Annotated in this window: 23 protein-coding genes and 1 riboswitch; of the genes, 20 read left to right on the forward strand and 3 right to left on the reverse strand. The window is 73.9% G+C overall.

The features are described 5' to 3' along the window. Window positions 1-30: 30 nt before the first annotated feature. From mltG (ACFY4B_RS07185) to ACFY4B_RS07235, 11 genes are all read left to right on the forward strand, one after another. Window positions 31-1,302 carry an endolytic transglycosylase MltG gene (gene mltG, locus ACFY4B_RS07185; protein ID WP_387966767.1) on the forward strand — a complete coding sequence of 424 codons (1,272 nt, stop codon included), beginning with the start codon at window positions 31-33 and terminating at the stop codon, window positions 1,300-1,302. A gap of 188 nt (window positions 1,303-1,490) precedes the next feature. After that, window positions 1,491-3,404: an endolytic transglycosylase MltG gene (gene mltG / locus ACFY4B_RS07190; protein ID WP_387966768.1), complete on the forward strand. Its 1,914-nt coding sequence runs from the start codon at window positions 1,491-1,493 to the stop codon at window positions 3,402-3,404. Window positions 3,405-3,483: 79 nt separating this feature from the next. Then, window positions 3,484-4,314: a shikimate dehydrogenase gene (locus ACFY4B_RS07195; protein WP_387966769.1), complete on the forward strand. Its 831-nt coding sequence runs from the start codon at window positions 3,484-3,486 to the stop codon at window positions 4,312-4,314. A gap of 223 nt (window positions 4,315-4,537) precedes the next feature. Further along, entirely contained in the window at window positions 4,538-5,722 is a 1,185-nt protein-coding gene (gene aroC / locus ACFY4B_RS07200; RefSeq protein ID WP_117487152.1) for a chorismate synthase, read from the forward strand. Continuing rightward, window positions 5,719-6,240: a shikimate kinase gene (locus tag ACFY4B_RS07205; protein ID WP_049653982.1), complete on the forward strand. Its 522-nt coding sequence runs from the start codon at window positions 5,719-5,721 to the stop codon at window positions 6,238-6,240. Before aroC ends, ACFY4B_RS07205 begins: the two co-directional genes overlap by 4 nt. After that, window positions 6,233-7,324 carry a 3-dehydroquinate synthase gene (gene aroB, locus ACFY4B_RS07210; protein WP_074002384.1) on the forward strand — a complete coding sequence of 364 codons (1,092 nt, stop codon included), beginning with the start codon at window positions 6,233-6,235 and terminating at the stop codon, window positions 7,322-7,324. Before ACFY4B_RS07205 ends, aroB begins: the two co-directional genes overlap by 8 nt. A gap of 8 nt (window positions 7,325-7,332) precedes the next feature. Further along, entirely contained in the window at window positions 7,333-7,761 is a 429-nt protein-coding gene (gene aroQ, locus ACFY4B_RS07215) for a type II 3-dehydroquinate dehydratase (protein WP_049653999.1), read from the forward strand. Window positions 7,762-7,846: 85 nt separating this feature from the next. After that, window positions 7,847-8,749: an AAA family ATPase gene (locus ACFY4B_RS07220; RefSeq protein WP_387966770.1), complete on the forward strand. Its 903-nt coding sequence runs from the start codon at window positions 7,847-7,849 to the stop codon at window positions 8,747-8,749. A gap of 79 nt (window positions 8,750-8,828) precedes the next feature. Next, a complete protein-coding gene (locus ACFY4B_RS07225; protein ID WP_049656544.1) occupies window positions 8,829-9,638 on the forward strand; it encodes an Fpg/Nei family DNA glycosylase in 810 nt (269 codons plus the stop codon). A gap of 135 nt (window positions 9,639-9,773) precedes the next feature. Next, window positions 9,774-10,100: a putative quinol monooxygenase gene (locus ACFY4B_RS07230; RefSeq protein ID WP_074002386.1), complete on the forward strand. Its 327-nt coding sequence runs from the start codon at window positions 9,774-9,776 to the stop codon at window positions 10,098-10,100. A gap of 71 nt (window positions 10,101-10,171) precedes the next feature. Then, window positions 10,172-12,178 (forward strand): AAA family ATPase, encoded by a 2,007-nt coding sequence (locus ACFY4B_RS07235; protein ID WP_387966771.1) that lies wholly within the window; start codon window positions 10,172-10,174, stop codon window positions 12,176-12,178. A 61-nt stretch (window positions 12,179-12,239) separates the two neighbouring features. Here ACFY4B_RS07235 and ACFY4B_RS07240 read toward each other — a convergent pair whose 3' ends face one another. Both ACFY4B_RS07240 and ACFY4B_RS07245 read right to left on the reverse strand, forming a co-directional pair. Next, a complete protein-coding gene (locus tag ACFY4B_RS07240) occupies window positions 12,240-13,913 on the reverse strand; it encodes a hypothetical protein (protein WP_387966772.1) in 1,674 nt (557 codons plus the stop codon). A gap of 122 nt (window positions 13,914-14,035) precedes the next feature. Next, window positions 14,036-14,419 (reverse strand): metalloregulator ArsR/SmtB family transcription factor, encoded by a 384-nt coding sequence (locus ACFY4B_RS07245; RefSeq protein WP_049656554.1) that lies wholly within the window; start codon window positions 14,417-14,419, stop codon window positions 14,036-14,038. An 82-nt stretch (window positions 14,420-14,501) separates the two neighbouring features. Next, window positions 14,502-14,715, forward strand: a riboswitch (cobalamin riboswitch). Window positions 14,716-14,745: 30 nt separating this feature from the next. Between ACFY4B_RS07245 and ACFY4B_RS07250 the strand changes: the two genes are divergently transcribed. Next, a complete protein-coding gene (locus ACFY4B_RS07250; RefSeq protein WP_049656561.1) occupies window positions 14,746-15,861 on the forward strand; it encodes a HoxN/HupN/NixA family nickel/cobalt transporter in 1,116 nt (371 codons plus the stop codon). A gap of 66 nt (window positions 15,862-15,927) precedes the next feature. On the opposite strand, the gene rpmG is transcribed toward ACFY4B_RS07250, so the two are convergent. Next, window positions 15,928-16,092 (reverse strand): 50S ribosomal protein L33, encoded by a 165-nt coding sequence (rpmG, locus tag ACFY4B_RS07255; RefSeq protein ID WP_049656556.1) that lies wholly within the window; start codon window positions 16,090-16,092, stop codon window positions 15,928-15,930. A gap of 144 nt (window positions 16,093-16,236) precedes the next feature. On the opposite strand from rpmG, the gene rpmB reads away from it, so the two are divergent. From rpmB to nusB, 8 genes are all read left to right on the forward strand, one after another. Next, on the forward strand, window positions 16,237-16,473 hold the full coding sequence (gene rpmB / locus ACFY4B_RS07260) for a 50S ribosomal protein L28 (protein ID WP_074002388.1): 237 nt from the start codon (window positions 16,237-16,239) through the stop codon (window positions 16,471-16,473). Next, a complete protein-coding gene (rpsN, locus tag ACFY4B_RS07265) occupies window positions 16,473-16,778 on the forward strand; it encodes a 30S ribosomal protein S14 (protein WP_375875499.1) in 306 nt (101 codons plus the stop codon). Before rpmB ends, rpsN begins: the two co-directional genes overlap by 1 nt. A 5-nt stretch (window positions 16,779-16,783) precedes the next feature. Then, the gene (locus ACFY4B_RS07270) at window positions 16,784-17,950 is read left to right on the forward strand and encodes a CobW family GTP-binding protein (RefSeq protein ID WP_387966948.1); all 1,167 of its coding nucleotides are present in this window, start codon (window positions 16,784-16,786) and stop codon (window positions 17,948-17,950) included. A 14-nt stretch (window positions 17,951-17,964) separates the two neighbouring features. Beyond that, complete coding sequence (gene rpsR / locus ACFY4B_RS07275) at window positions 17,965-18,201, forward strand: 30S ribosomal protein S18 (RefSeq protein WP_049661328.1); 237 nt, start codon at window positions 17,965-17,967, stop codon at window positions 18,199-18,201. 48 nt (window positions 18,202-18,249) lie between these two features. Next, a complete protein-coding gene (rpmF, locus tag ACFY4B_RS07280) occupies window positions 18,250-18,423 on the forward strand; it encodes a 50S ribosomal protein L32 (RefSeq protein ID WP_049661326.1) in 174 nt (57 codons plus the stop codon). 215 nt (window positions 18,424-18,638) lie between these two features. Then, entirely contained in the window at window positions 18,639-19,745 is a 1,107-nt protein-coding gene (locus tag ACFY4B_RS07285) for a Xaa-Pro peptidase family protein (RefSeq protein WP_117487146.1), read from the forward strand. 76 nt (window positions 19,746-19,821) lie between these two features. After that, on the forward strand, window positions 19,822-20,385 hold the full coding sequence (gene efp, locus ACFY4B_RS07290; RefSeq protein ID WP_049651352.1) for an elongation factor P: 564 nt from the start codon (window positions 19,822-19,824) through the stop codon (window positions 20,383-20,385). Between the two features lie 4 nt (window positions 20,386-20,389). Then, on the forward strand, window positions 20,390-20,827 hold the full coding sequence (nusB, locus tag ACFY4B_RS07295) for a transcription antitermination factor NusB (protein ID WP_049651353.1): 438 nt from the start codon (window positions 20,390-20,392) through the stop codon (window positions 20,825-20,827). Window positions 20,828-20,887: the final 60 nt, after the last annotated feature.

Consider the following 20,887-nt stretch of genomic DNA (forward strand, 5'->3'; position numbering starts at 1 on the left):
GATCTGGGACCGCCGAAGGGGGCGCGAGCCATGACCGACCAGGACTTCCACCCGGGTCTCACGCCCGGGCATCTGGGCGCACCGGTGCTGGAACCGGAGGGCCGTCCGCCGGGTGCGCCCCGTCCGCGCTTCGATGCGCCCGATCCGCACCGACGGCGCAACGGGCTGGCCTGCGCGCTCACCGCGCTCGCGCTGATCGCGGTGTTCGGCGGGGTCGGGCTGACCGGGTACACCTGGATCCAGGCGCAGCGCAAACCCCCGGCCGCCGCCGACTTCGCCGGGCAGGGCACCGGCAGCGTGCAGGTCTCGGTGCCGGAGGGCGCCGGCCTCTCCCAGATCGCCTCCGCGCTGGTCCGCAACGGCGTGGTGGCCAGCTCGCTCGCCTTCACCCGGGCCGCGAAGGGCAGTGCGGCGGCGGCCGGGCGGATCCAGCCCGGGACGTACACGCTGAAGCAGCGGATGTCGGCCGCGGCGGCGCTGGCGGTCCTGATCGACCCGGCCAACGCCAACGGCCTGACCATCCCCGAGGGCTGGCGCGGCTACCAGATCTACGCGGCCATCGACAAGAAGCTGAACCTGCCCGCGGGCACCGCCCAGAAGACCGCCCAGGACCAGGGCGCCGAACTCGGCCTGCCGGACTTCGCCAACGGCAGCCCGGAGGGCTACCTGTTCCCGGCGACGTACAGCGTCACCGAGGGCACCACCGCCTTCGACCTGCTGAAGCAGATGGTGGACCGGGCCGGCCGGGAGTTCGGCCGGGACGACGCCACCGTGGTCGCGCAGAACCTCGGGCAGAGCGTGTACGGGCTGATCACCGTGGCCAGCATGGTCCAGGGCGAGGCAGACAACACCGAGGACATGGGCAAGGTGGCCCGGGTGATCTACAACCGGCTGGCCAAGGGCATGCCCCTGCAGCTGGACTCCACCATCAACTACGCGCTCGGCCGCTCGACCCTGAACACCTCGGTGACCGACACCAGGCTGGACTCCCCGTACAACACCTACCTGCACGCCGGGCTGCCGCCGAGCCCGATCTCCAACCCCGGGCGGCAGGCGATCATGGCCGCGCTGGACCCGACGCCGGGGGACTGGCTGTACTTCGTCACCGTGAAGCCGGGGGACACCCGCTTCACCGACAGCTTCGACGTCCAGCAACGCAACGTGGCGGAGTTCAACGCCAACCGGGCGGCGGCCAAGCCGAGCGGCCCGGCGTCGGGCGCGCCCTCCGACCCGGCGGCGACGGCCCCGGGGGCCTCGGGCGGGGCCGGTGCGCCTTCCGCTCCCGGTGCGGGGACGCCGTAACGGAGTTGTGTGCCGTCGGTGAGATCGCTCACTGACGGTGCGTCCGCCCGGCCGGGGGTAAGGCTGCGGTACGGTAACGTCTCCCTCCAGGCGCTGCGCTAGCACGCCGGTTCGAGAATCAGCCGGGACCGCGTCGTCCCGGACGGCCGGTTTGATCCTCCGGTCGTCACCGTCGGTTAAGGGGATCAATGACCGATCTGGGCGGGGGCTACAACCCCCAGGGCGAGCCGTGGCACCCCGGTGATCCCGGGTACGACGGCCGGCAGCCGGTCCCCGGCCAGCAGGACGGCCAGTGGCAGCAGCAGTACCCGCAGCAGGGCCAGCAGGTCCAGCAGCAGTACGGGGACGTGCAGCAGGGGTACGCGCAGCAGCAGATGGCGCCGCAGATGCAGCAGCAGATGATGGCGCAGCAGGGCTACCAGCAGCAGGCCCCCCAGCAGCAGATGCCGCAGCAGGGCTACCCGGGCGGTCAGCAGGGCTACCAGCAGCAGATGGCGCAGCAGCAGGCGCCGGTGCAGCAGCAGGGCTACCCCCAGCAGGGGTACGTGCCGCAGCAGCCGCAACCGCAGCAGCCGATGCAGCAGGGGTACGCGCAGCAGCAGGCGCCGGTGCAGCAGCAGGGTTACCAGCAGCAGGTCCAGCCCCAGCAGGTCCAGGCGCAGCAGCCGCTTCAGCAGCAGCCCCCGCAGCAGCCGGCCCCCGAGCAGCAGGCTCCGCAGCGGCAGGTGCCGAGACGCCGGGCCAAGCCGCAGCCGGCCCCGGAGCCGGTGCCGGCCTCCGGCCCCGGCCCGGACGGGATCGACTGGGAGGCCGAGGCCGCCGCGCTGGAGGCCGGCGCCGATCCGGTCGGCGCCGCGCGCGAGGGCGGGACGGACGAGTGGGACGGCCACGCGGACGGCGGCCGCCACGAGGACGACGGGTACCCCGACGAGCACGCCGAGGCCGGGGAGGCCGGCTTCCTCGGCGAGCAGGACGACTCCCGCGAGGCCCAGAAGAAGCGCAAGGAGAAGGGCAAGAAGTCGGGCCGCCGCAACGGCGGCGCCTGCCTGCTGGTCGCCGCGGTGCTGCTCGGCGCCGTCGGCGGGGCCGGCTGGTGGGGCTACGGCTTCTACCAGGACCACTTCGGCCCGGCACCGGACTTCACCGGCGAGGGCACCGGCTCCGTCCAGGTCGAGGTCAAGAAGGGCGCGGTCGGCGGGCAGATCGGCCTGGCGCTGAAGAACGCCGGCGTGGTCAAGAGCGTCGACGCGTTCAACACGGCCTGCAAGGCCGAGCCCAAGTGCGGCACCATCCAGTACGGCTTCTACGAGATGAAGAAGGAGATGCCGGCCGCGGCCGCGCTCAAGGAGCTGCTCGCCCAGGCGGGCGGCGCGGCGATCGTCGTACCGGAGGGCAAGAACTCCACCGAGATCTACACCCTCATCGACACCAAGCTGAAGCTGCCGCCGGGCACCACGGCGGGCGTCGCCAAGGCGCAGGTCAACGACCTCGGCCTGCCGGCGTACGCGAACGGCAACATCGAGGGCTTCCTCTGGCCGACCCGCTACAACGTCGCCGACGGCATGAAGCCCGAGGACCTGCTCAAGCAGATGGTGAAGAACGCCACCGAGAAGTACGCCGATCTGGACGCCCAGGCGGCCTCGGTGGGGCTGAAGACCGGCTACGAGGTGCTCATCGAGGCGAGCATCCTCCAGCGCGAGGGCAACAACCCGGAAGACTTCGCCAAGATGGCCAAGACCATCCAGAACCGGCTGGCGGCCGGCGGCGAGATCAACCACCGGCTCGGCATGGACACCACGCTCCAGTACTCGCTGGGCCGCAAGGACCTCGACAAGAAGGACATGGACGACGCGTCCAACAAGTACAACACCTACGTGAACCAGGGCCTGCCGCCCGGTCCGATCTCCAACCCCGGCGACGAGGCGCTCAACGCGACGCTGCACCCGGCGGACGGAAAGTGGCTGTACTTCATCGCGATGTCCCCGACCAAGACCCGGTTCGCCGAGACGAGCAAGGAGCACTACGCCAACGTCAAGGAGTACTGCCAGTCGGCCGGGCAGGGCTTCGACGAGGCGCGCGGCCACTGCACCACCAAGAAGTAGCCGCACCACCAGGAAGCAGCCGCGGCACCAGGAAGCAGCCGCGGCCGGACGACAGTTCGCCAGTTCGCGGAGAGAAGCGTTGACCAGCAAGCACCGGGCGGCCGTTCTCGGCTCGCCGATCGCCCACTCGCTCTCGCCGGACCTGCACCGGGCCGCCTTCGCGGCGCTCGGGCTGGACGGCTGGCGCTACGACGGCTTCGAGGTCGACGAGGCCGGGCTGCCCGGGTTCGTCGCCGCGCTGGACGAGGCCGAGTGGGCCGGGCTGTCGCTCACCATGCCGCTGAAGCGGGCGGTCATCCCGCTGCTCGACGAGGTCAGCGCGACGGCCCGCTCGGTGGACGCGGTGAACACCGTGGTGTTCACCGCCGACGGCCGGCGCACCGGGGACAACACCGACGTCCCCGGGCTGGTCAACGCGCTGCGCGAGCGCGGGATCACCGAGGTGCCCGAGGCGGCCGTCCTGGGCGCCGGGGCCACCGCCTCCTCGGCACTGGCCGCGCTCGCCCAGATCTGCACCGGCGAGGTGAAGGTCTACGTGCGCAGCGCCGAGCGGGCCCGGGAGATGGCCGAGCTGGGCGAACGGCTGGGCGTCGCCGTCCGCACCGCCGACTGGGAGCTCGGGGCGCAGGCGCTGACCCGGCCGCTGACCGTCTCCACCACACCGGTCGGGGCGACCGACGTCTTCGCCGAGGCGCTGCCCGCCGAGCCGGGCGCGCTGTTCGACGTGCTGTACCACCCGTGGCCGACGGCGCTGGCCGCCGCCTGCGCCGGGCGCGGGGCGACCGTCCTGGGTGGGCTGGACCTGCTGGTGCACCAGGCGGTGCTGCAGAACGAGGCCTTCACCGGGCGGACGCCCGGGCCGCTGGCGGCGATGCGCGAGGCGGGGGAGAAGGCGCTCGCCGGGCACTGAGCCCGGCCGCCGTCGGACCTGGACGGGCCCGGTCCCGCAGCCGGGTGCCCGCCCGCCGTCCGGTTTCCCGGGCGGTTCCCGGCCGGATCGTGGCCGGTTGCTGTCCGTCACGCGGACTGTGCCCCCGGGTGCCGCTGGGGCATGAAAGGATTCAGGTACAAAAGGCACGCCCGGGGCGGGCCCCGGCGGTGCCGTGGTCCGGTCCGCTGATGAAGGAGCTCCGTTGGGTACGTTGCGCTGGCTGACGGCGGGGGAGTCGCACGGCCCCGCACTCGTCGCGACGCTGGAAGGCCTGCCCGCCGGTGTACCGGTCACCACCGACGTGGTGGCCGACGCGCTGGCGCGCCGCCGGCTCGGTTACGGCCGCGGGGCGCGGATGAAGTTCGAGCAGGACGAGGTGACCTTCCTCGGCGGCGTCCGGCACGGTCTGACCATGGGCAGCCCGGTCGCGATCATGGTCGGCAACACCGAGTGGCCGAAGTGGGAGCAGGTCATGTCGGCCGACCCGGTCGACCCCGAGGTCCTGGCGGGCCTGGCCCGCAACGAGGCGCTCACCCGCCCCCGGCCCGGCCACGCCGACCTGGCCGGCATGCAGAAGTACTCGATCGACGAGGCCCGGCCGATCCTGGAGCGCGCCAGCGCCCGCGAGACGGCCGCCCGGGTCGCGCTGGGCGCCGTCGCCCGCGCCTACCTCCGCGAGGTGGCCGGGATCGAGATCGTCAGCCACGTGGTCGAGCTGGCCGCCGCCAAGGCGCCGGCCGGCGTGGTGCCGCTGCCCTCGGACGAGGCCAAGCTGGACGCCGACCCGGTGCGCTGCCTGGACGCCGACGCCTCGAAGGCGATGGTCGCCGAGATCGACCAGGCCCACAAGGACGGCGACACCCTCGGCGGCGTGGTCGAGGTGCTGGCGTACGGCGTGCCGGTGGGCCTCGGCTCGCACGTGCACTGGGACCGCCGGCTGGACGCGCGGCTGGCCGCCGCGCTGATGGGCATCCAGGCGATCAAGGGCGTCGAGGTCGGCGACGGCTTCGACCTGGCCCGGGTGCCGGGCTCCCAGGCCCACGACGAGATCGTCCCGACCGCCGAGGGCGTCAAGCGCACCTCCGGCCGCTCCGGCGGCACCGAGGGCGGCCTGTCCACCGGCGAGCTGCTGCGGGTGCGCGCCGCGATGAAGCCGATCGCCACCGTGCCGCGGGCGCTCCAGACCCTGGACGTGCGCACCGGCGAGCCGGCCAAGGCGCACCACCAGCGCTCGGACGTCTGCGCGGTCCCGGCCGCGGGCATCGTCGCCGAGGCGATGGTCGCTCTGGTGCTGGCGGACGCGGTGAACGAGAAGTTCGGCGGCGACAACGTCTCCGAGACCCGCCGCAACGTGCAGGGCTACCTCGACAACCTGATCATCCGATGACGAACCCCGTTGTCGTGCTGGTCGGTCCGCCCGGCAGTGGCAAGTCCACCGTCGGGCGGATGCTGGCCGAGCGCCTGGGCGTCGGCTTCCGGGACACCGACGCCGACGTCGAGGCGACGGCCGGCAAGCCCATCCCGGAGATCTTCATCGACGAGGGCGAGCCGCACTTCCGCGCGCTGGAGGCGGCCGCCGTGCGCGCGGCCGCCGAGGGGCACGACGGGGTCCTGGCGCTCGGCGGCGGCGCGGTGATGGCCGAGGCCACCCGCGCGCTGCTGCACGAGCTGCCGGTGGTCTTCCTGGAGGTCCCGCTCGCCGACGCGGTCAAGCGGGTCGGCCTGGACGCCCCGCGCCCGCTGCTGGCCGTCAACCCGCGGGCCCGCTGGCGCGAGCTGATGGAGGCCCGCCGCCCCCTCTACCTGGAGGTGGCCACCGCCGTGGTCGACACCGCCGGGCGCACCCCGGAACAGGTCGCGGACGCCGTACTGGAAGCACTGGAGCTGAAGACCCCCCATGACTGACACCACCGTCAGGATCCACGTCGGCGGCAGCGCCGGCCACGACCCGTACGACGTGCTGATCGGGCACCAGCTGCTCGGTGAGCTGTCTCCGCTGATCGGGACCCGCGCCAAGCGGGTGGCGCTCATCCACCCGGAGGCGCTCGCCGCCACCGCCGACGCGATCCGCGAGGACCTGCTCGGCGAGGGCTACGAGGCCATCGTGCTCCAGGTGCCCAACGCCGAGGACGCCAAGAGCGTCGAGGTCGCCGCGTACTGCTGGTCGGTGCTCGGGCAGACCGGCTTCACCCGCAGCGACGTCATCGTCGGCCTCGGCGGCGGCGCCACCACCGACCTGGCCGGCTTCGTCGCCGCGACCTGGCTGCGCGGGGTGCGCTGGATCTCCATGCCCACCACGCTGCTCGGCATGGTCGACGCGGCCGTCGGCGGCAAGACCGGCATCAACATCGCCGAGGGCAAGAACATGGTCGGCGCCTTCCACCCGCCGGTGGGCGTGCTGGCCGACCTCGACACCCTGGAGACGGTGCCCAGGCACGACTACGTCTCCGGCCTGGCCGAGGTCATCAAGTGCGGCTTCATCGCCGACCCGGCCATCCTCGACCTGATCGAGGCCGACCCCGAGGGCGCCAAGACCCCGTCCGGCCCGCACACCGTCGAGCTGATCCGCCGCGCCATCCAGGTCAAGGCCGACGTGGTCTCCGGGGACCTCAAGGAGTCCGGCCGCCGCGAGATCCTCAACTACGGCCACACCCTCGGCCACGCCATCGAGCGCAACGAGCGGTACAAGTGGCGGCACGGCGCCGCGATCTCCATCGGCATGGTCTTCGCCGCCGAACTCGGCCGCCTGGCCGGGCGGTTGGACGACGAGACGGCCGACCGGCACCGCACCGTGCTGGCCTCGGTCGGCCTGCCGCTGAGCTACCGGGCGGACGCCTGGCCGAAGCTGCTGGACGCGATGAAGATCGACAAGAAGTCGCGCGGCGACCTGATCCGCTTCATCGTGCTGGACGGCCTCGGCAAGACCTCCGTACTGGAGGGCCCCGACCCGTCGCTGCTGGTCGCCGCGTACGCGGAGGTCTCGGCGTGACCAGGGTGATGGTGCTCAACGGCCCCAACCTGGGCCGGCTGGGCAGCCGCGAGCCGGACGTCTACGGCGCCACCTCGTACGCCGGGCTGGTCGAGCGCTGCACCGCGCTGGGCAAGGAGTTCGGCTTCGAGGTCGAGGTGCACGAGACCAACTCCGAGCAGCAGATGGTGGAGTGGCTGCACGAGGCGGCCGACGGGCAGGTGCCGGTGGTGATCAACCCCGGTGCGTTCACCCACTACTCGTACGCGATGCGGGACGCCGCGGCCCAGCGCACCGCGCCGCTGATCGAGGTGCACATCTCCAACCCGTACGCCCGGGAGACCTTCCGGCACACCTCGGTGATCGCCGCGGTGGCCTCCGGCACCATCGCCGGTTTCGGGCTCGGCTCCTACGAGCTGGCGCTGCGCGCGCTGGCCGAGCGGCTCACCACCCGCTGAGGGTACGGGCGGTGGCCCGGCGGCGGACTGTGCCCGCTGCCGGGCCGCCGTGTAGTGTCCCCGCTGAGAAGTGTCGGGAGGTGCCGTGACGCAGTACACCGGAGGCGGGCAGGTCCCGCCGCGTCCCGTCGCCCCGCCGGTGGCGCCGGGGGGCGGAACGCGGGGGACGTCGTCGGGGGCGCAGCCGCCCTCCCCGCAGCCTCCGCCGTCCCCGCCGCCGGGCCGGCCGGCGCCGGCGGCGCCCGTCACTCCCGGGCCGACCGGCCCCGGGCCCGCCGCCCACCCCGTTCCCGCCCACCCGGCTCCGGCCCCCGCGGCCGTACCCGTGCCGAGCGCGCCGCCCGTACCCGCCGGGGGCACCGGGCACTTCGTGCTGCCGTCCGGCGCACCCGTCCAACTGCCCGCCCACCCACCGCGGCAGCACGCGGCCACCGGGCCGATAGCCGTCCTACTGATCGGACCGGCCGGGGCCGGCAAGACCACCGTCGCCCGCCACTGGGCCGAGCGGCGGCCCACCCCGACCGCGCACATCAGCCTGGACGACGTCCGCGAGTGGGTGCAGGCGGGCTTCGCCAACCCGCAGTCCGGCTGGAACAACGCCTCCGAGGCGCAGTACCGGCTGGCCCGCCGCACCTGCGGCTTCGCCTGCCGCAACTACCTGGCCAACGGCATCTCCTGCATCATCGACGACGCCGTCTTCCCGGACCGCCCGGCGATCGGCCTCGGCGGCTGGAAGCGGCACATCGGCCCCGGCATGATCCCGGTCGTGCTGCTGCCCAGCCTGGACTCGGTGCTGCACCGCAACGCCCGGCGCAGCGGCAACCGCCGGCTCGGGGACGAGGAGGTGGCCCGCATCCACGGGCGGATGGCCGGCTGGTACAACTCCGGGCTGCCGATCATCGACAACTCCGCCCTGGACGTCGCCGGGACGGCTGCCGAGCTGGACCGCGTCATCCTGGCCCGGCTGATGGGCGTCCCGGTCCGCTGACCCGCGGCGGCACGGGGCTGTCGGTGCCGGCTGCGATGATGGACGGGTCCAGTCGCCGAGCCCGGAGGAGCCGACGCCCGTGCCCGAAGGCCACATCATCCACCGCCTCGCCACCGAGAACCGCGAGGCCTTCGGCGGCCGCCCGGTGCGGGTCTCCAGCCCGCAGGGCCGGTTCGCCGACGAGGCCAAGGTGATCGACGGGCAGCTGCTCACCGGCGCGGAGGCCACCGGCAAGCACCTCTTCCTCGGCTTCGAGGAGGGCGCCTGGGTGCACGTCCACCTCGGCCTCTACGGCGGCTTCACCTTCGGCACCGGCCCGGCGCCCGCGCCGGTCGGGCTGGTCCGGCTGCGGCTGGAGAACGAGGACGGCTACGCCGACCTGCGCGGGCCCAACACCTGCGCGCTCGTCACGGACGACCAGAAGGCCGCCGTCGCCGCCCGGCTCGGCCCCGACCCGCTGCGCGCCGACGCCGACCCGGAGGCCGCCTGGCGCCGGATATCGGGCAGCCGGACGACCGTCGCGGCGCTGCTGATGGACCAGAAGGTGCTGGCCGGGGTGGGCAACGTCTACCGGGCCGAGGTGCTGTTCCGCCACGGCATCGACCCGCACCGGGCCGGGCGCGACCTCACCCGCCGGGAGTGGGACGCGATCTGGGCCGACCTGGTCGCCCTGATGCGCGAGGGCGTCACCGCGGGCCGGATCGACACCGTCCGCCCCGAGCACACCCCCGAGGCGATGGGCCGCCCGCCCCGGGTGGACGACCACGGCGGCGAGGTGTACGTCTACCGGCGGGCCGCCATGCCCTGCCTGGTCTGCGGCACCGACGTGCGGACGGAGGAGCACGCCGCCCGCAACCTCTTCTGGTGCCCCGCCTGCCAGGCGGCGTGACCGGCCCCGGCCGGGACGCGCGACGCCCCCGTCTCGTGGAGGGCCCTTCTGACCTGCGACGATGGACGGGTGCCCGCCGAGCGGCGGGCACCTGTCCGCACGGCCACGTGTGAACGTGGAAGGGAAGGAAGTCCCATGATCTTCATTACGGTCAAGTTCGCGGTCCGCCCCGAGCGCGCCGACGAGTGGCTCGACCTGGTCGACGGTTTCACCCAGGCCACCCGCAGCGAGCCCGGCAACCTCTTCTTCGAGTGGTCCCGCAGCGTCGACAACGCCAACGAGTTCGTCCTGGTCGAGGCGTTCCGCGACGGCGACGCCGGCAAGGAGCACGTGGAGTCCGCACACTTCACCAAGGCCATGGACGAGATGTCGTACGCCGTGGCCGCCAAGCCGCAGATCGTCTCGATCGAGATCCCCGGCATGGACGGCTGGGGCGAGATGGGCGAGATCACCCCCCGGTGACACCCGAGCGCCCCTCCGGCCGGGTGCCCAGCCCGTAGGCTGGGGCCCGGGCGGCCGGAGGGAGCAGGCGGATGGAGCGGCACGAGGTGGCCAACACCGTGTCAGGCGCCACGGTGGGCGGCCATGTGGTGCAGGCCGGGAGCATCGGGTCGGTGCACCTCCACCAGCCGCCGACGGTGCCGACGCCCCGTCAGGTACGCGCGCCGCACGGCCCGTTCGTCAACCGTGAACCGGAGTTCGCCGCACTGGCCGGCGCGCTGGACCGGGTCGAGGAGGGCGGACTCGGGGTCGTGGTGTTCACCGGCCTCGGCGGGGTCGGGAAGACCGAGCTGATCGCCAAGTTCACCGAGCGCCACCGGGAGCGCTTCCCCGGCGGGGACCTCTACGCCGACCTGAAGGCCTACCGGCACCAGGGCGGGGTGGACCTCCCCGGGCTGCTGGCCGGCTTCCTGCGCGCCCTGGGCGCCGAGCCCCCGGCCGTGGAGGCCGAGCGGTTCACGGCCTTCCGCACCGCCACCGCCGGGCGCCGGTGCCTGTTCTTCCTGGACAACGTCGAGCACGCCGCGGAGGTCCGGGCGCTGCTCCCCGCCTGCGGGCTGGTGGTGGTCGCGAGCCGGCGGCGGCTGCCCGCGCTGCGGATGGACGGCGCCGAGGTGCGCCGACTCGGGCCGCTGAGCGCGGCGGCGGGCGCCGAACTGGTGCGGGGCTGGGTGGGCTCCGGGCGGGGAACCGACGGGGAACTGGCCGAACTGGTCGAGCTGTGCGGCGGGTTGCCGCTCGCGCTGAACGCGGTCGGGAGCCAGCTGCTGGACCGGGACAGCCTGCCGGTCGGCCGGGTGGTGGCCGAACTGCACGACCGGGAGGGCAGGTTGGCGATGCTGGAGGACGAGGAGAGCGATGTCGGCGCGACGTACGACCTGGTCCACGAGCGGCTGTCGGCGCCGGGCCGGGCGCTCTACCAGCTGATCGGCGTGCACCCCGGCCCCTTCGTGTCCGCCGAACTGGCGCGGGCGGTCGGCGTCGAGCGCGCCGAGCAGGCGGTCAGGGAGCTGCGTGGCGTCCACGTGCTCGACGAGGTGGTGGACGACGACGGCGAGGACCGATTCCGGGCCCACGACGTGGTGCGGCTGCACGCCTACGGCCGGACGCGGGAACTGCCCGACCGCGCCGGGCTCCTCGCCGGCGTCGTGGCGTACTTCCGGGGCCGTGCCTCGCTCGCCGACCGGACGATGGGCAGGGACCGGCTCCGGCTGCAGGACCCGAGCGGCGACGACCTGCCCGGCTTCGCCTCCGACGCCGCGGCCCTGGAGTGGCTGTACGCCGAACGCGCCGACTTCCGCGCGGTGGTGGAGGAGGCGGCCGCGCAGGGGTGGCACGGCGAGGTGTGGCGGCTCTGCGAGTCGCTCTGGCCGCTGTACCACGGCCGCAAGCTCTACGACGACTGGATCGCCACCCACCGGCTCGGCATCGAGTCGGCCCAGTGGGACAACCAGCCGGCCGCCGTGGTCAAGATGCGCAACCAGCTCGCCCGCGCCCACCAGGAGCGCGAGGAGTACCGGCTCGCCGCCGAGCAGCTGGCGCTCGCCACGGAGCTGGTCCCGCTGGTGACGAACCGCCGGGTGGTCGGGGTGCTCTACGAGACCGACGGCCTGCTCTGCCTGGCCGACGGCCGCCCGGGCGACGCGGTGGAGCGCTTCACCCTGGCCCTGGCGGAGAACCGGGGCGACGACCACGGCGAGATCGTCCAGAGCTACAACCTGGCGCAGGCGCTGATCGCCGACGGCCGTCCGGAGGAGGCGCTGACCCTGCTGGCCGAGGCCACCGCCCGGGCCGGGCGGACGCGGGACAACGACATGCTGATGAAGCTGCCGCTGGTCCGGGCCCGGGCCCACCGGGCCCTCGGGCAGCTGGACCTCGCCGTCGCCCACGCGGACGACTGCGCCCGGCAGGCCAAGGAGCGGAACCAGTACGCGAAGGAGGCGCAGGCCCACACCCTGCTCGTCACCCTCGCCGAGGAGCTGGACGACGCGGAGCTGGCGGAGCGCAGTCGCGAGCGGCTGCGGCAGCTGGCGGGCTGAGGGGCGGTCCGGGCTGAGGGGCGGTCCGGGCCGAGGGGCGGTCCGTAGCGGGCGGGCGGGGTCAGGGCCCGGTACGGAAGGACACCCGGGTGCGGTCCCCGCCGGTGCGGACGGTGAGTCCGTGCTCGGGGAGGCCGGCCGGGTCGCCGCCGTCGGCGAGCCAGCAGGCCACGGCGGAGCCGAGCAGCAGCGGGTCGACGGCGGGGTCGGGGCGGCCCCAGTCCGGTTCGGCGTGGGCCTCCAGCAGCCGGCCGCCGTGCAGCCGGAGCAGGTGGCGGGCCGGGCCGAGGGCGGCCACCGCGACGGCGAGGCCGGGCAGTTCGGCGGCGGTGTCGGCGAGCCAGCGGGTGGCGGGGCGTTCGGCGTGGGCCTCGGTGCGGGCGATCACCTCGGCCGTGTAGCGCAGGGCGTCGCCCGGGTGCTCGTCGGTGAGGGCGTGGAAGCCGCGCGGGGTGTGGTCGTCCGGGTGGAAGGGGTAGCGCCGCAGGCTCACCTCGGTCCCCTCGGTGCTGCCCTCGACGTCGTACGCGGTGGGCCACTCGGCGGCCCCGGGGCAGGGGACGGGCCTGGGGTAGGGCGGCAGGGCCGGTTCGTCCCCGGGCTCGTCCAGGCCGTCCAGGAAGGAGTAGAGCAGCGGGCGCAGCAGCCGGGCGGATTCGCCGCGGTGGGCGAGCGAGCGGTCGGTGATCTCGCGCAGGCCGGCCGGGGCCTCGGCGAGGGCCTGTTCGAGCTGGGCGGCGAGGTCCCCGTCCGGGTCGAGGACGGGGGCGGCCTGGCCGAAGGCGTAGCTGGGGGAGCGCGGGTCGAGTTCGGCGGCGCCGGTGGCGACGAGCATGGTGCGGTGTTCCAGGGCGGCGCCGTAGACGGTGACCGAGCCGTGGTCGCCGATCACGCAGTCGGCGGCGACGAGCGCGGCCTGCCAGCCCTGGTGGGGCGGGATCAGGCGCAGGCCCATCCGGCGGGCGTCGTCGAGCAGCGCCCCGGGGGCGTGGCGGCTCCACACGTTGGGGTGCAGCACGACGGCCACCGTGTACTCGTCGGCGGGCAGTTGGCGGACGAGCCGCCGGGGCAGGTCGGGGTGGCGGCCGAATAACGAGTGCTCGCTCCAGGTGGAGCTGACGACGACGAGCCGTCGGCCGCCGACGGCGCCGAGCGCGGCGCGGTAGCCGTCCCGGGAGCGCCGGCTGGCGAGCATCCGGTCGAAGCACGGGTCGCCGACCACCCGGGCGACGTCCAGGGCCTCGGGGCAGGAGGTCCGCAGCCGGTCCAGCTGTTCGGGGTGGGAGAGCCCGAGGACGTCCACGAACACCCGCCCGCGGTGGGTGAGTTCGTTGCGGGACAGGCCGGCGGCGCTGACCGTGTCGCCGGTGGACTCGGTGACCAGGCGGTTGTAGCCGGCGCCGTGCGGCAGGACGACGAGGCGGGCGTCCAGGCGGTGCATGGAGGAGTGGACGGCGCAGGCGACGGCCAGGTCGAAGCGGTGGCGGACGGCGTCGTCCCAGTCCAGCACGGTGAAGCCGGACAGGCCGTGCAGGTACTCGTCCAGGGCGCGGTCGGCGAAGACGGAACCGGGGTTGACGGTGAAGTACCACTCGATGCCGTGCGGGCTCAGCAGGGAGAGGACGTCCAGCACCCGGGTGGCCGAGGTGAGGGTGCGGGCGACCGCCAGCACGCGGGCCTTGACCGGGTCGGTGTTCCAGCGGTCGGCGGGCCAGGCATGGGGGTGGGACGGCACATCATGATCGTACTGGCCGGGGCCGTTCACGGCGCGCCTTCCCGAGCGGGAGTCAGCAGCCCGGGCGGGAGTCGGCGGACCGAGCATGAGTCAGCAGGTCGGGCAGGCGTCGGCGGGAGGGGTCAGCCCACTGCCGCGCTGGGCTCGTGGTGCTCGGCGGCGGCGCACTCGTCGAGGAGGGGGCGCATGGCCTCGTCCACGAGCCGGTAGCGCACCACTCGTCCGTCCCGGTCGCCGGTGACCACGCCGGCCGTGCGGAGCAGCCGCAGGGCCTGGGAGACGGCGGGGTCGCGCATGCCGGTGGCCACCGCGAGGTCGCTGACGGCGAGCGGGCCGGCCCGGTGGAGGGCGAGCAGCAGGGCGAGCCGTCCGGGGTCGGCGAGCAGGGAGAACCGCTCGGCCCAGGACCGGACGTGCGCGGGGTCGCCGATCGCGGCGATGGCCTCGCAGACCCGGTGCCCGTCGATGGTGCGGTGGCCCGCGCGGTCGGCCGGTACGAGATGCATGCGGACATTCTTGCAGGCGGCCGCCTGTGATCCTGGACACCTGCGCAGGTGCGCAGCCTTGCACGGGTCGGGGCGCGGCCCCTACGGTGTTCCCCGCCGTGGTGCTCGGGAAGACCGGTGACGGACCCTCAGGGGTCCCAGCCCGGAGCGGCCCTCGCCACTGTGATCGGGTCGTTCCTCCGCCTGCGGAGGAACGTCGTCCGTGCCCACGGAGCCACTGGGTGCCTCGCGCACCTGGGAAGGCGGGCACGGGTATCCCGTCAGCCAGGAGACCGGCCACGGCATCTCACGAGGTTTTCCACGAGGTGCTGGAGCGTGATCCGCAGATGACCCTGCCCGAAACCGTTGCCGCCGGCGCGAAGCCGGCCCCTTCCGTGCTGCCCAGCTTCAGATGGCGGCGCGAGGACACCGTCCGTACGGCCGGGCTGATGGCGGTGATCGTGGCCATGCACGTGGTGGCCTTCGGCACGCTGATCTTCCTGGTCGCGCCCGAGCGGTACGCGGTCGGTACCCAGGTCTTCGGGGTGGGCCTCGGCATCACCGCGTACACCCTCGGCATGCGGCACGCCTTCGACGCCGACCACATCGCGGTGATCGACAACACCACCCGCAAGCTGATGGCGGACGGCAAGCGGCCGGTCTCGGTGGGCTTCTGGTTCGCCCTCGGGCACTCCTCGATGGTGGTGCTGATGGCCGCCCTGGTGGCGGGCGGCGCGCAGCTGGCGAACACGCTGATGGACGACGAGTCGGCCACCCACAAGTGGCTGGGCGTGATCGGGACGACCACCTCCGGCGTGTTCCTCTACCTGATCGGCGCGCTCAACCTGGCGGCGCTGCTCGGCATCCTCAGGGTGTTCCGCTCGATGCGGGCCGGGAAGTTCGACGAGAAGGAGCTGGAGGCGCACCTCGACTCGCGCGGCTTCATGGCCCGGGTGCTGAACCGGGCGACCCGTTCGATCACCCGGCCGGGGCAGATGTTCCCGGTGGGCATGGTGCTGGGCCTGGGCTTCGACACCGCGACCGAGGTCACCCTGATGGTGATGGCCGGCTCGGGCGCGGCCTCCGGGCTGCCCTGGTACGCGATCGTCTGCCTGCCGCTGCTGTTCGCGGCGGGGATGAGCCTGTTCGACACCCTGGACGGGACGTTCATGAACTTCGCGTACCAGTGGGCCTTCGCCAACCCGGTCCGGAAGGTGTACTACAACCTGACCATCACTGGTCTGTCGATCGCGGTGGCCTTCATCATCGGCACCATCGAGCTGGTCGGGGTGCTGCACGAGAAGCTCGACCTGACCGATCCGGTCACCGGGTTCGTCGCGGACATCTCGCTGGACAACGTGGGCTACGCCATCGCCGGGCTGTTCGTGGTGGTCTGGGCGATCGCGATCGGGTACTGGAAGCTCGCCCGGGTCGAGCAGCGCTGGACGCCCGAGGGCTCCTGAGCCGAGCGGCCAGGCCGCGAACGGCGCCTCCCCGAGTCCGGGGAGGCGCCGTTCGCGCGTCCGGGGTCAGCGCTCCTCGCGGAAGTCGACGTGCCGGCCCGCGGCCGGGTCGTACTTGCGCAGGACCATCCGGTCCGGGTCGTTGCGGCGGTTCTTGCGGGTCACGTACGTGAAGCCGGTGCCGGCGGTGGAGCGGAGCCTGATCACCGGGCGCAGTTCGCTGCGGGCCATGGGACGTCCTCCTGGGGTCTGGGGGTCGGGGTCTCGGGGTCCGGTCCGAGGGGTTGGCTCGAACCGTACATCGAAATGGAAGTCATTTTCATCTGGTGTAACGTGAGCCCGGTCCTGCCCATTCCCGGACGCCAGGGAGCACCCATGTCCGCCCGCTGCCAACTCACCGGCCGCCGGCCCGGCTTCGGCAACGCGATCTCGCACTCGCACCGCCGCACCGGCCGCCGCTTCGACCCCAACATCCAGCGCAAGCGCTACTGGCTGCCCGGCGAGGGCCGGTACGTCCGGCTGGCGCTGAGCGCCAAGGGCATCCGCACCGTCGACGCGATCGGCATCGAGGCCGCCGTCGCCCGCATCCGCGCCCGGGGGGAGAAGGTCTGATGGCCAAGCAGAGCAAGATCGCCAAGAACGAGCGGCGGCGCGCCGTCGTCGCCCGCCACGCCGAGCGCCGGGCCGAGCTCAAGCGGACCATCGCCCACCCCGGCACCGGCCCCGCCGAGCGCGCCGCCGCCCAGGCCGAGCTCGCCCGCCAGCCGCGCGACGCCAGCGCCACCCGGGTCCGCAACCGGGACGCCGTGGACGGCCGGCCCCGCGGCTACCTGCGGGCCTTCGGCCTCTCCCGGGTCAACCTGCGCGCCCACGCCCACGCCGGGCACCTGCCCGGCGTCCGCAAGGCGAGCTGGTGAGCGCCGTGGACGGGACCAGGCTGCCGGTGGTGGTCGTCGCCGGCCTGCACGCGGAGCAGCGCCGGGCCGCCGTCGAGGAACTGGCGGCGGCCGCGGTGGACGCCGTGGTCCTGCACCACGACCTGCGGGACGCCGCGCTCGGCACCGTCCGCCGCGAGCTGCGCGACGCCGCCGGGGCCTTCGACGCGGCCGACGTCCCGCTGGCGAACGACTGCCCGTGCTGCGCCCTGCGCGAGGACCTGCTGCCCCGGCTGCTGGAGATCGCCGACGGCGGCCGGTACGGACTGGCGATCGTCGAACTGTGGGGCGGCAGCGACCCGCACCCCGCGGTCGAGGTGATCGCCGGGGGAGAGGTGGACGGGCGGCCGCTCGACGACGCCGTCGAACTGGCGGGCGTGGTCACCGCCGTCGACCCGGACCGGCTGGTCGGCGAGCTCTCCGTCCCGGACGACCTGGCGGAGCACGGCGAGCAGACCGCCTCGCGCGACGACCGGACCCGCGCCGAGGCGCTCGCCCACCAGATCGAGTACGCCGGCACGCTCGCCGTGCCGCGCGCCGCGGCGCACGCGCCGGGGCTCGCCCTCCTGCGCCAGCTGCACGCCACCGCCCGGACCGTCCGGCTCGGCACCGGCGCGCTCACCCGGGCCGCGCTCGGCGGCTTCGACGTGGCCGCCGCCCGCGACCGGGTCAACCCGGCGCTCGCGCTGCTGCCGCAGGAGCGGGACGAGGCGGGCGTCGCCACCCTGCTGTGGGAGCGCCGCCGACCGCTCCACCCCGAGCGGCTGCACCGGGCGCTGGAACTGCTCGTCCCGGCGGCGCAGCGCAGCCGCGGCCGGTTCTGGCTGGCCAACCGGCCCGATCTGATACTCGCCTGGGACGCCGCCGGGGCGAACCTCGCGGTCGAGGAGTGCGGGCCCTGGCTCACCTCCCTGCCCGACGCGGCCTGGGAGCTCTACCCGCCCGCGCGCCGGGCCGCCGCCGCCCTCGACTGGCACCCCCGGCACGGCGACCGGGTGCAGCAGCTCAGCTTCACCGCCGAGGGGCTGGACGTCGACGGCATCACCGACCTGCTCGACTCCTGCCTGCTCACCGACGCCGAACTCGCCGCCGGCGAACCCGGCTGGAAGGCCCTGCCGGACGCCTTCCAGGACCTGCTCGACCCCGTCCACTGAAGGAGCGCCCTCCCGTGCGCAAACGATCCGCCCCGCCGAAGCCCCGGCCCAACCCGCTGCTCGCGGCGGGCATCGAGTACATCGACTACAAGGACACCGACCTGCTGCGCCGCTTCGTCTCCGACCGCGGCAAGATCCGCGGCCGCCGGGTCACCCGGCTCACCGCCGAGCAGCAGCGGGCGGTGGCCCGGGCGATCAAGAACGCCCGGGAGACGGCCCTCCTGCCGTACGCCTCGGGCGCCACCCGCTAGCGCCGCCCGACGACGCGTTCGACCACACCACCCGAGAAGGAGCCCGCGATGGCCGTACCCAAGCGCAAGACCTCCCGCAGCAACACCCGGCACCGCCGGGCCCAGTGGCGGGCGACGCCCCCGAAGCTGGTCGCGATCACCCTGAACGGCCGGGAGATGCTCGTCCCGCAGAACCTCGTCCCGGCGTACCGGCGGGGTCTGCTCGACCCGGACGGGCAGTAGGCGCGACGGGAGGAAGCCGCCGCCGAGGGGATGTGGGCCCCTCGGCGGCGGCGCGCGTCCGAGCGGCAGGTGGGGGAGCGGCGGGTGGGGGCGGGGGCCCCGGCGCGGGCCGGAGGGCGACGGCGCGGTCGCGCGGGGGGCGCGCAAGGGGCACCGGGGGTTCTGGCGGGGGTGCTCGGCGGGCGCTTCGGGCCGGGGGTTCGTAGGCTCGACGCATGGCGGATGCGTACGCGGGGCGGCGGGAGCGGGTGAGGGAGCACTGCAGCGCGGCCGGGGCCGATGCGGCGCTGATCACCCGTGCGGCGAACGTGCGGTACCTGACGGGCTGCGCGCCCTGCGGGGCGAGCCTGTTGCTGACCAGGGAGCGGGCGCTGCTGGCGCTGCCGGACGACCTGCCGCCGGACGACACCGGGGAGCACCTGATCGCCCCGGACGTCACCCGGCTGCCGGTGGCGGCCGGCTCGGACACCGCGCTGGCCGCCGCGGCCGCGGCCACCCGCTCCGGGGTGTCGGGCCTGGCGGTGGAGGAGCACGACCTGACCGTCAGCCGGCACCGGGCGGTGGGCGACCTGATAGCGGGGACCCGGCTGGTGGACCTCGGCCGGACGGTCGAGCGGCTGCGGGTGGTCAAGGACGAGCACGAGATCGCGGACCTGCGGATCGCCGCCGAGATCGCCGACCAGGCGCTGGGCGAGCTGCTGGAGTCGATCCTGGTCGGCCGCACCGAGCGGCACCTGGCGATGGAGCTGGAGCGCCGGATGATCGACCACGGCGCCGACCGGGCGGCCTTCCCGGTCTCGGTCGGCACCGGCAGCCACTCCGGCCAGGCCGCCCACCAGCCGACCGACCGCCGGGTGGAGGAGGGCGACTTCCTGACCGTGGTGATGGGCGCCCAGTACCGCGGCTACGGCGTCTCCACCGCCCGCACCTTCGTGATCGGCGCCGCCCCCGCGCCCTGGCAGGTGGAGCTGCACCGGCTGGTCTTCCGGGCCCAGCGGGCCGGGCGGGAGGCGCTCGGACCAGGCGTGGAGCAGTGCGTACCCGACCGGGCCGCCCGGCAGGTCCTGGAGGCGGCCGGCCACACCGAGCCCTCCCCGCACCCGGTGGGCCACGGCATCGGGCTGGAGATCCGGGAGGCGCCGCGCCTCGGTCCGGCGGACATGGGTAAACTGGACAGCCGCGTGCCGGTCACCGTCGGTCCGGGGGTTCACCTCCCGGGCAGGGGCGGCGTCCGGATCGAGGACACGCTCGTCGTGCGCCCCCTTGAGGAGGGCGGGCCCGAGCTGCTCACCATCACCACCAAGGAGCTCCTCGCCCTGTGACCGCGGCCCCCGGGGCCGTGGGCGGCAGGACGCAATCCCTTGGTTCCTTGACAGCTATACAGGAGTAAGTGCGCCCGTGGCTTCCACGAACGATCTCAAGAACGGCATGGTCCTCAAGCTGGAGGGCGGCAAGCTCTGGTCCGTCGTCGAGTTCCAGCACGTCAAGCCCGGCAAGGGCCCGGCCTTCGTGCGTACCAAGCTCAAGGAGGTCCTGACCGGCAAGGTCGTCGACAAGACCTTCAACGCGGGCACCAAGGTCGAGACCGCCAACGTCGACAAGCGCGGCATGCAGTTCTCGTACAAGGACGGCGAGAACTTCGTGTTCATGGACATGGACACCTACGACCAGCTGACCATCGAGCCGTCGGTCGTCGGCGACGCCGCCAAGTACCTGCTGGAGGGCTTCGAGGCCCTCGTCGCGCAGAACGAGGGCTCGGTCCTCTACATCGAGCTCCCGGCCGCGGTCGAGCTGACCATCGCCGAGACCGAGCCGGGCGTCCAGGGCGACCGCTCGACCGGTGGCACCAAGCCGGCCACCCTGGAGACGGGCGCCGAGATCCAGGTGCCGCTCTTCGTCACCACCGGTGAGAAGGTCAAGGTCGACACCCGCGACGGCAGCTACCTCGGCCGGGTGAAGTAAGTCCGTGTCGGCCGCACGCAGCAAGGCCCGCACGCGGGCCTTCCAGATCCTCTTCGAGGCCGACCACCGTGGGGTAGACCCGCAGCAGGTCCTCGCCGACTGGGTGGCCCGCGCCCGCGAGCCCAAGCCCGACGAGGGCACCCCGCAGGTCGGTGAGTACACCATGGAGCTCATCGAGGGGTACGTCCAGCACGCTCGTCGCATCGACGACCTGATCGAGCAGTACGCCGTGGGCTGGACGCTCGACCGGATGCCGATCGTGGACCGCAACGTCCTGCGGCTCGGTGCGTACGAGCTGATCTGGGAGGACGGCGTCCCGGACGCCGTCGTCCTGGACGAGGCCGTCGAGATCGCCAAGGAGTTCTCCACGGACGACTCCCCGGCCTTCGTCAACGGCCTGCTCGCCCGCTTCCTCGAGCTGAAGCCGAGCATCCGCCGCTGAGTGGTCGAATCCCGCGAACGGCCGTCGGACCCGAACAGGTGTCCGGCGGCCGTTCCGCGT

It is taken from the genome of Kitasatospora sp. NPDC001261, from assembly GCF_042896795.1.
GTDB lineage: Bacteria > Actinomycetota > Actinomycetes > Streptomycetales > Streptomycetaceae > Kitasatospora.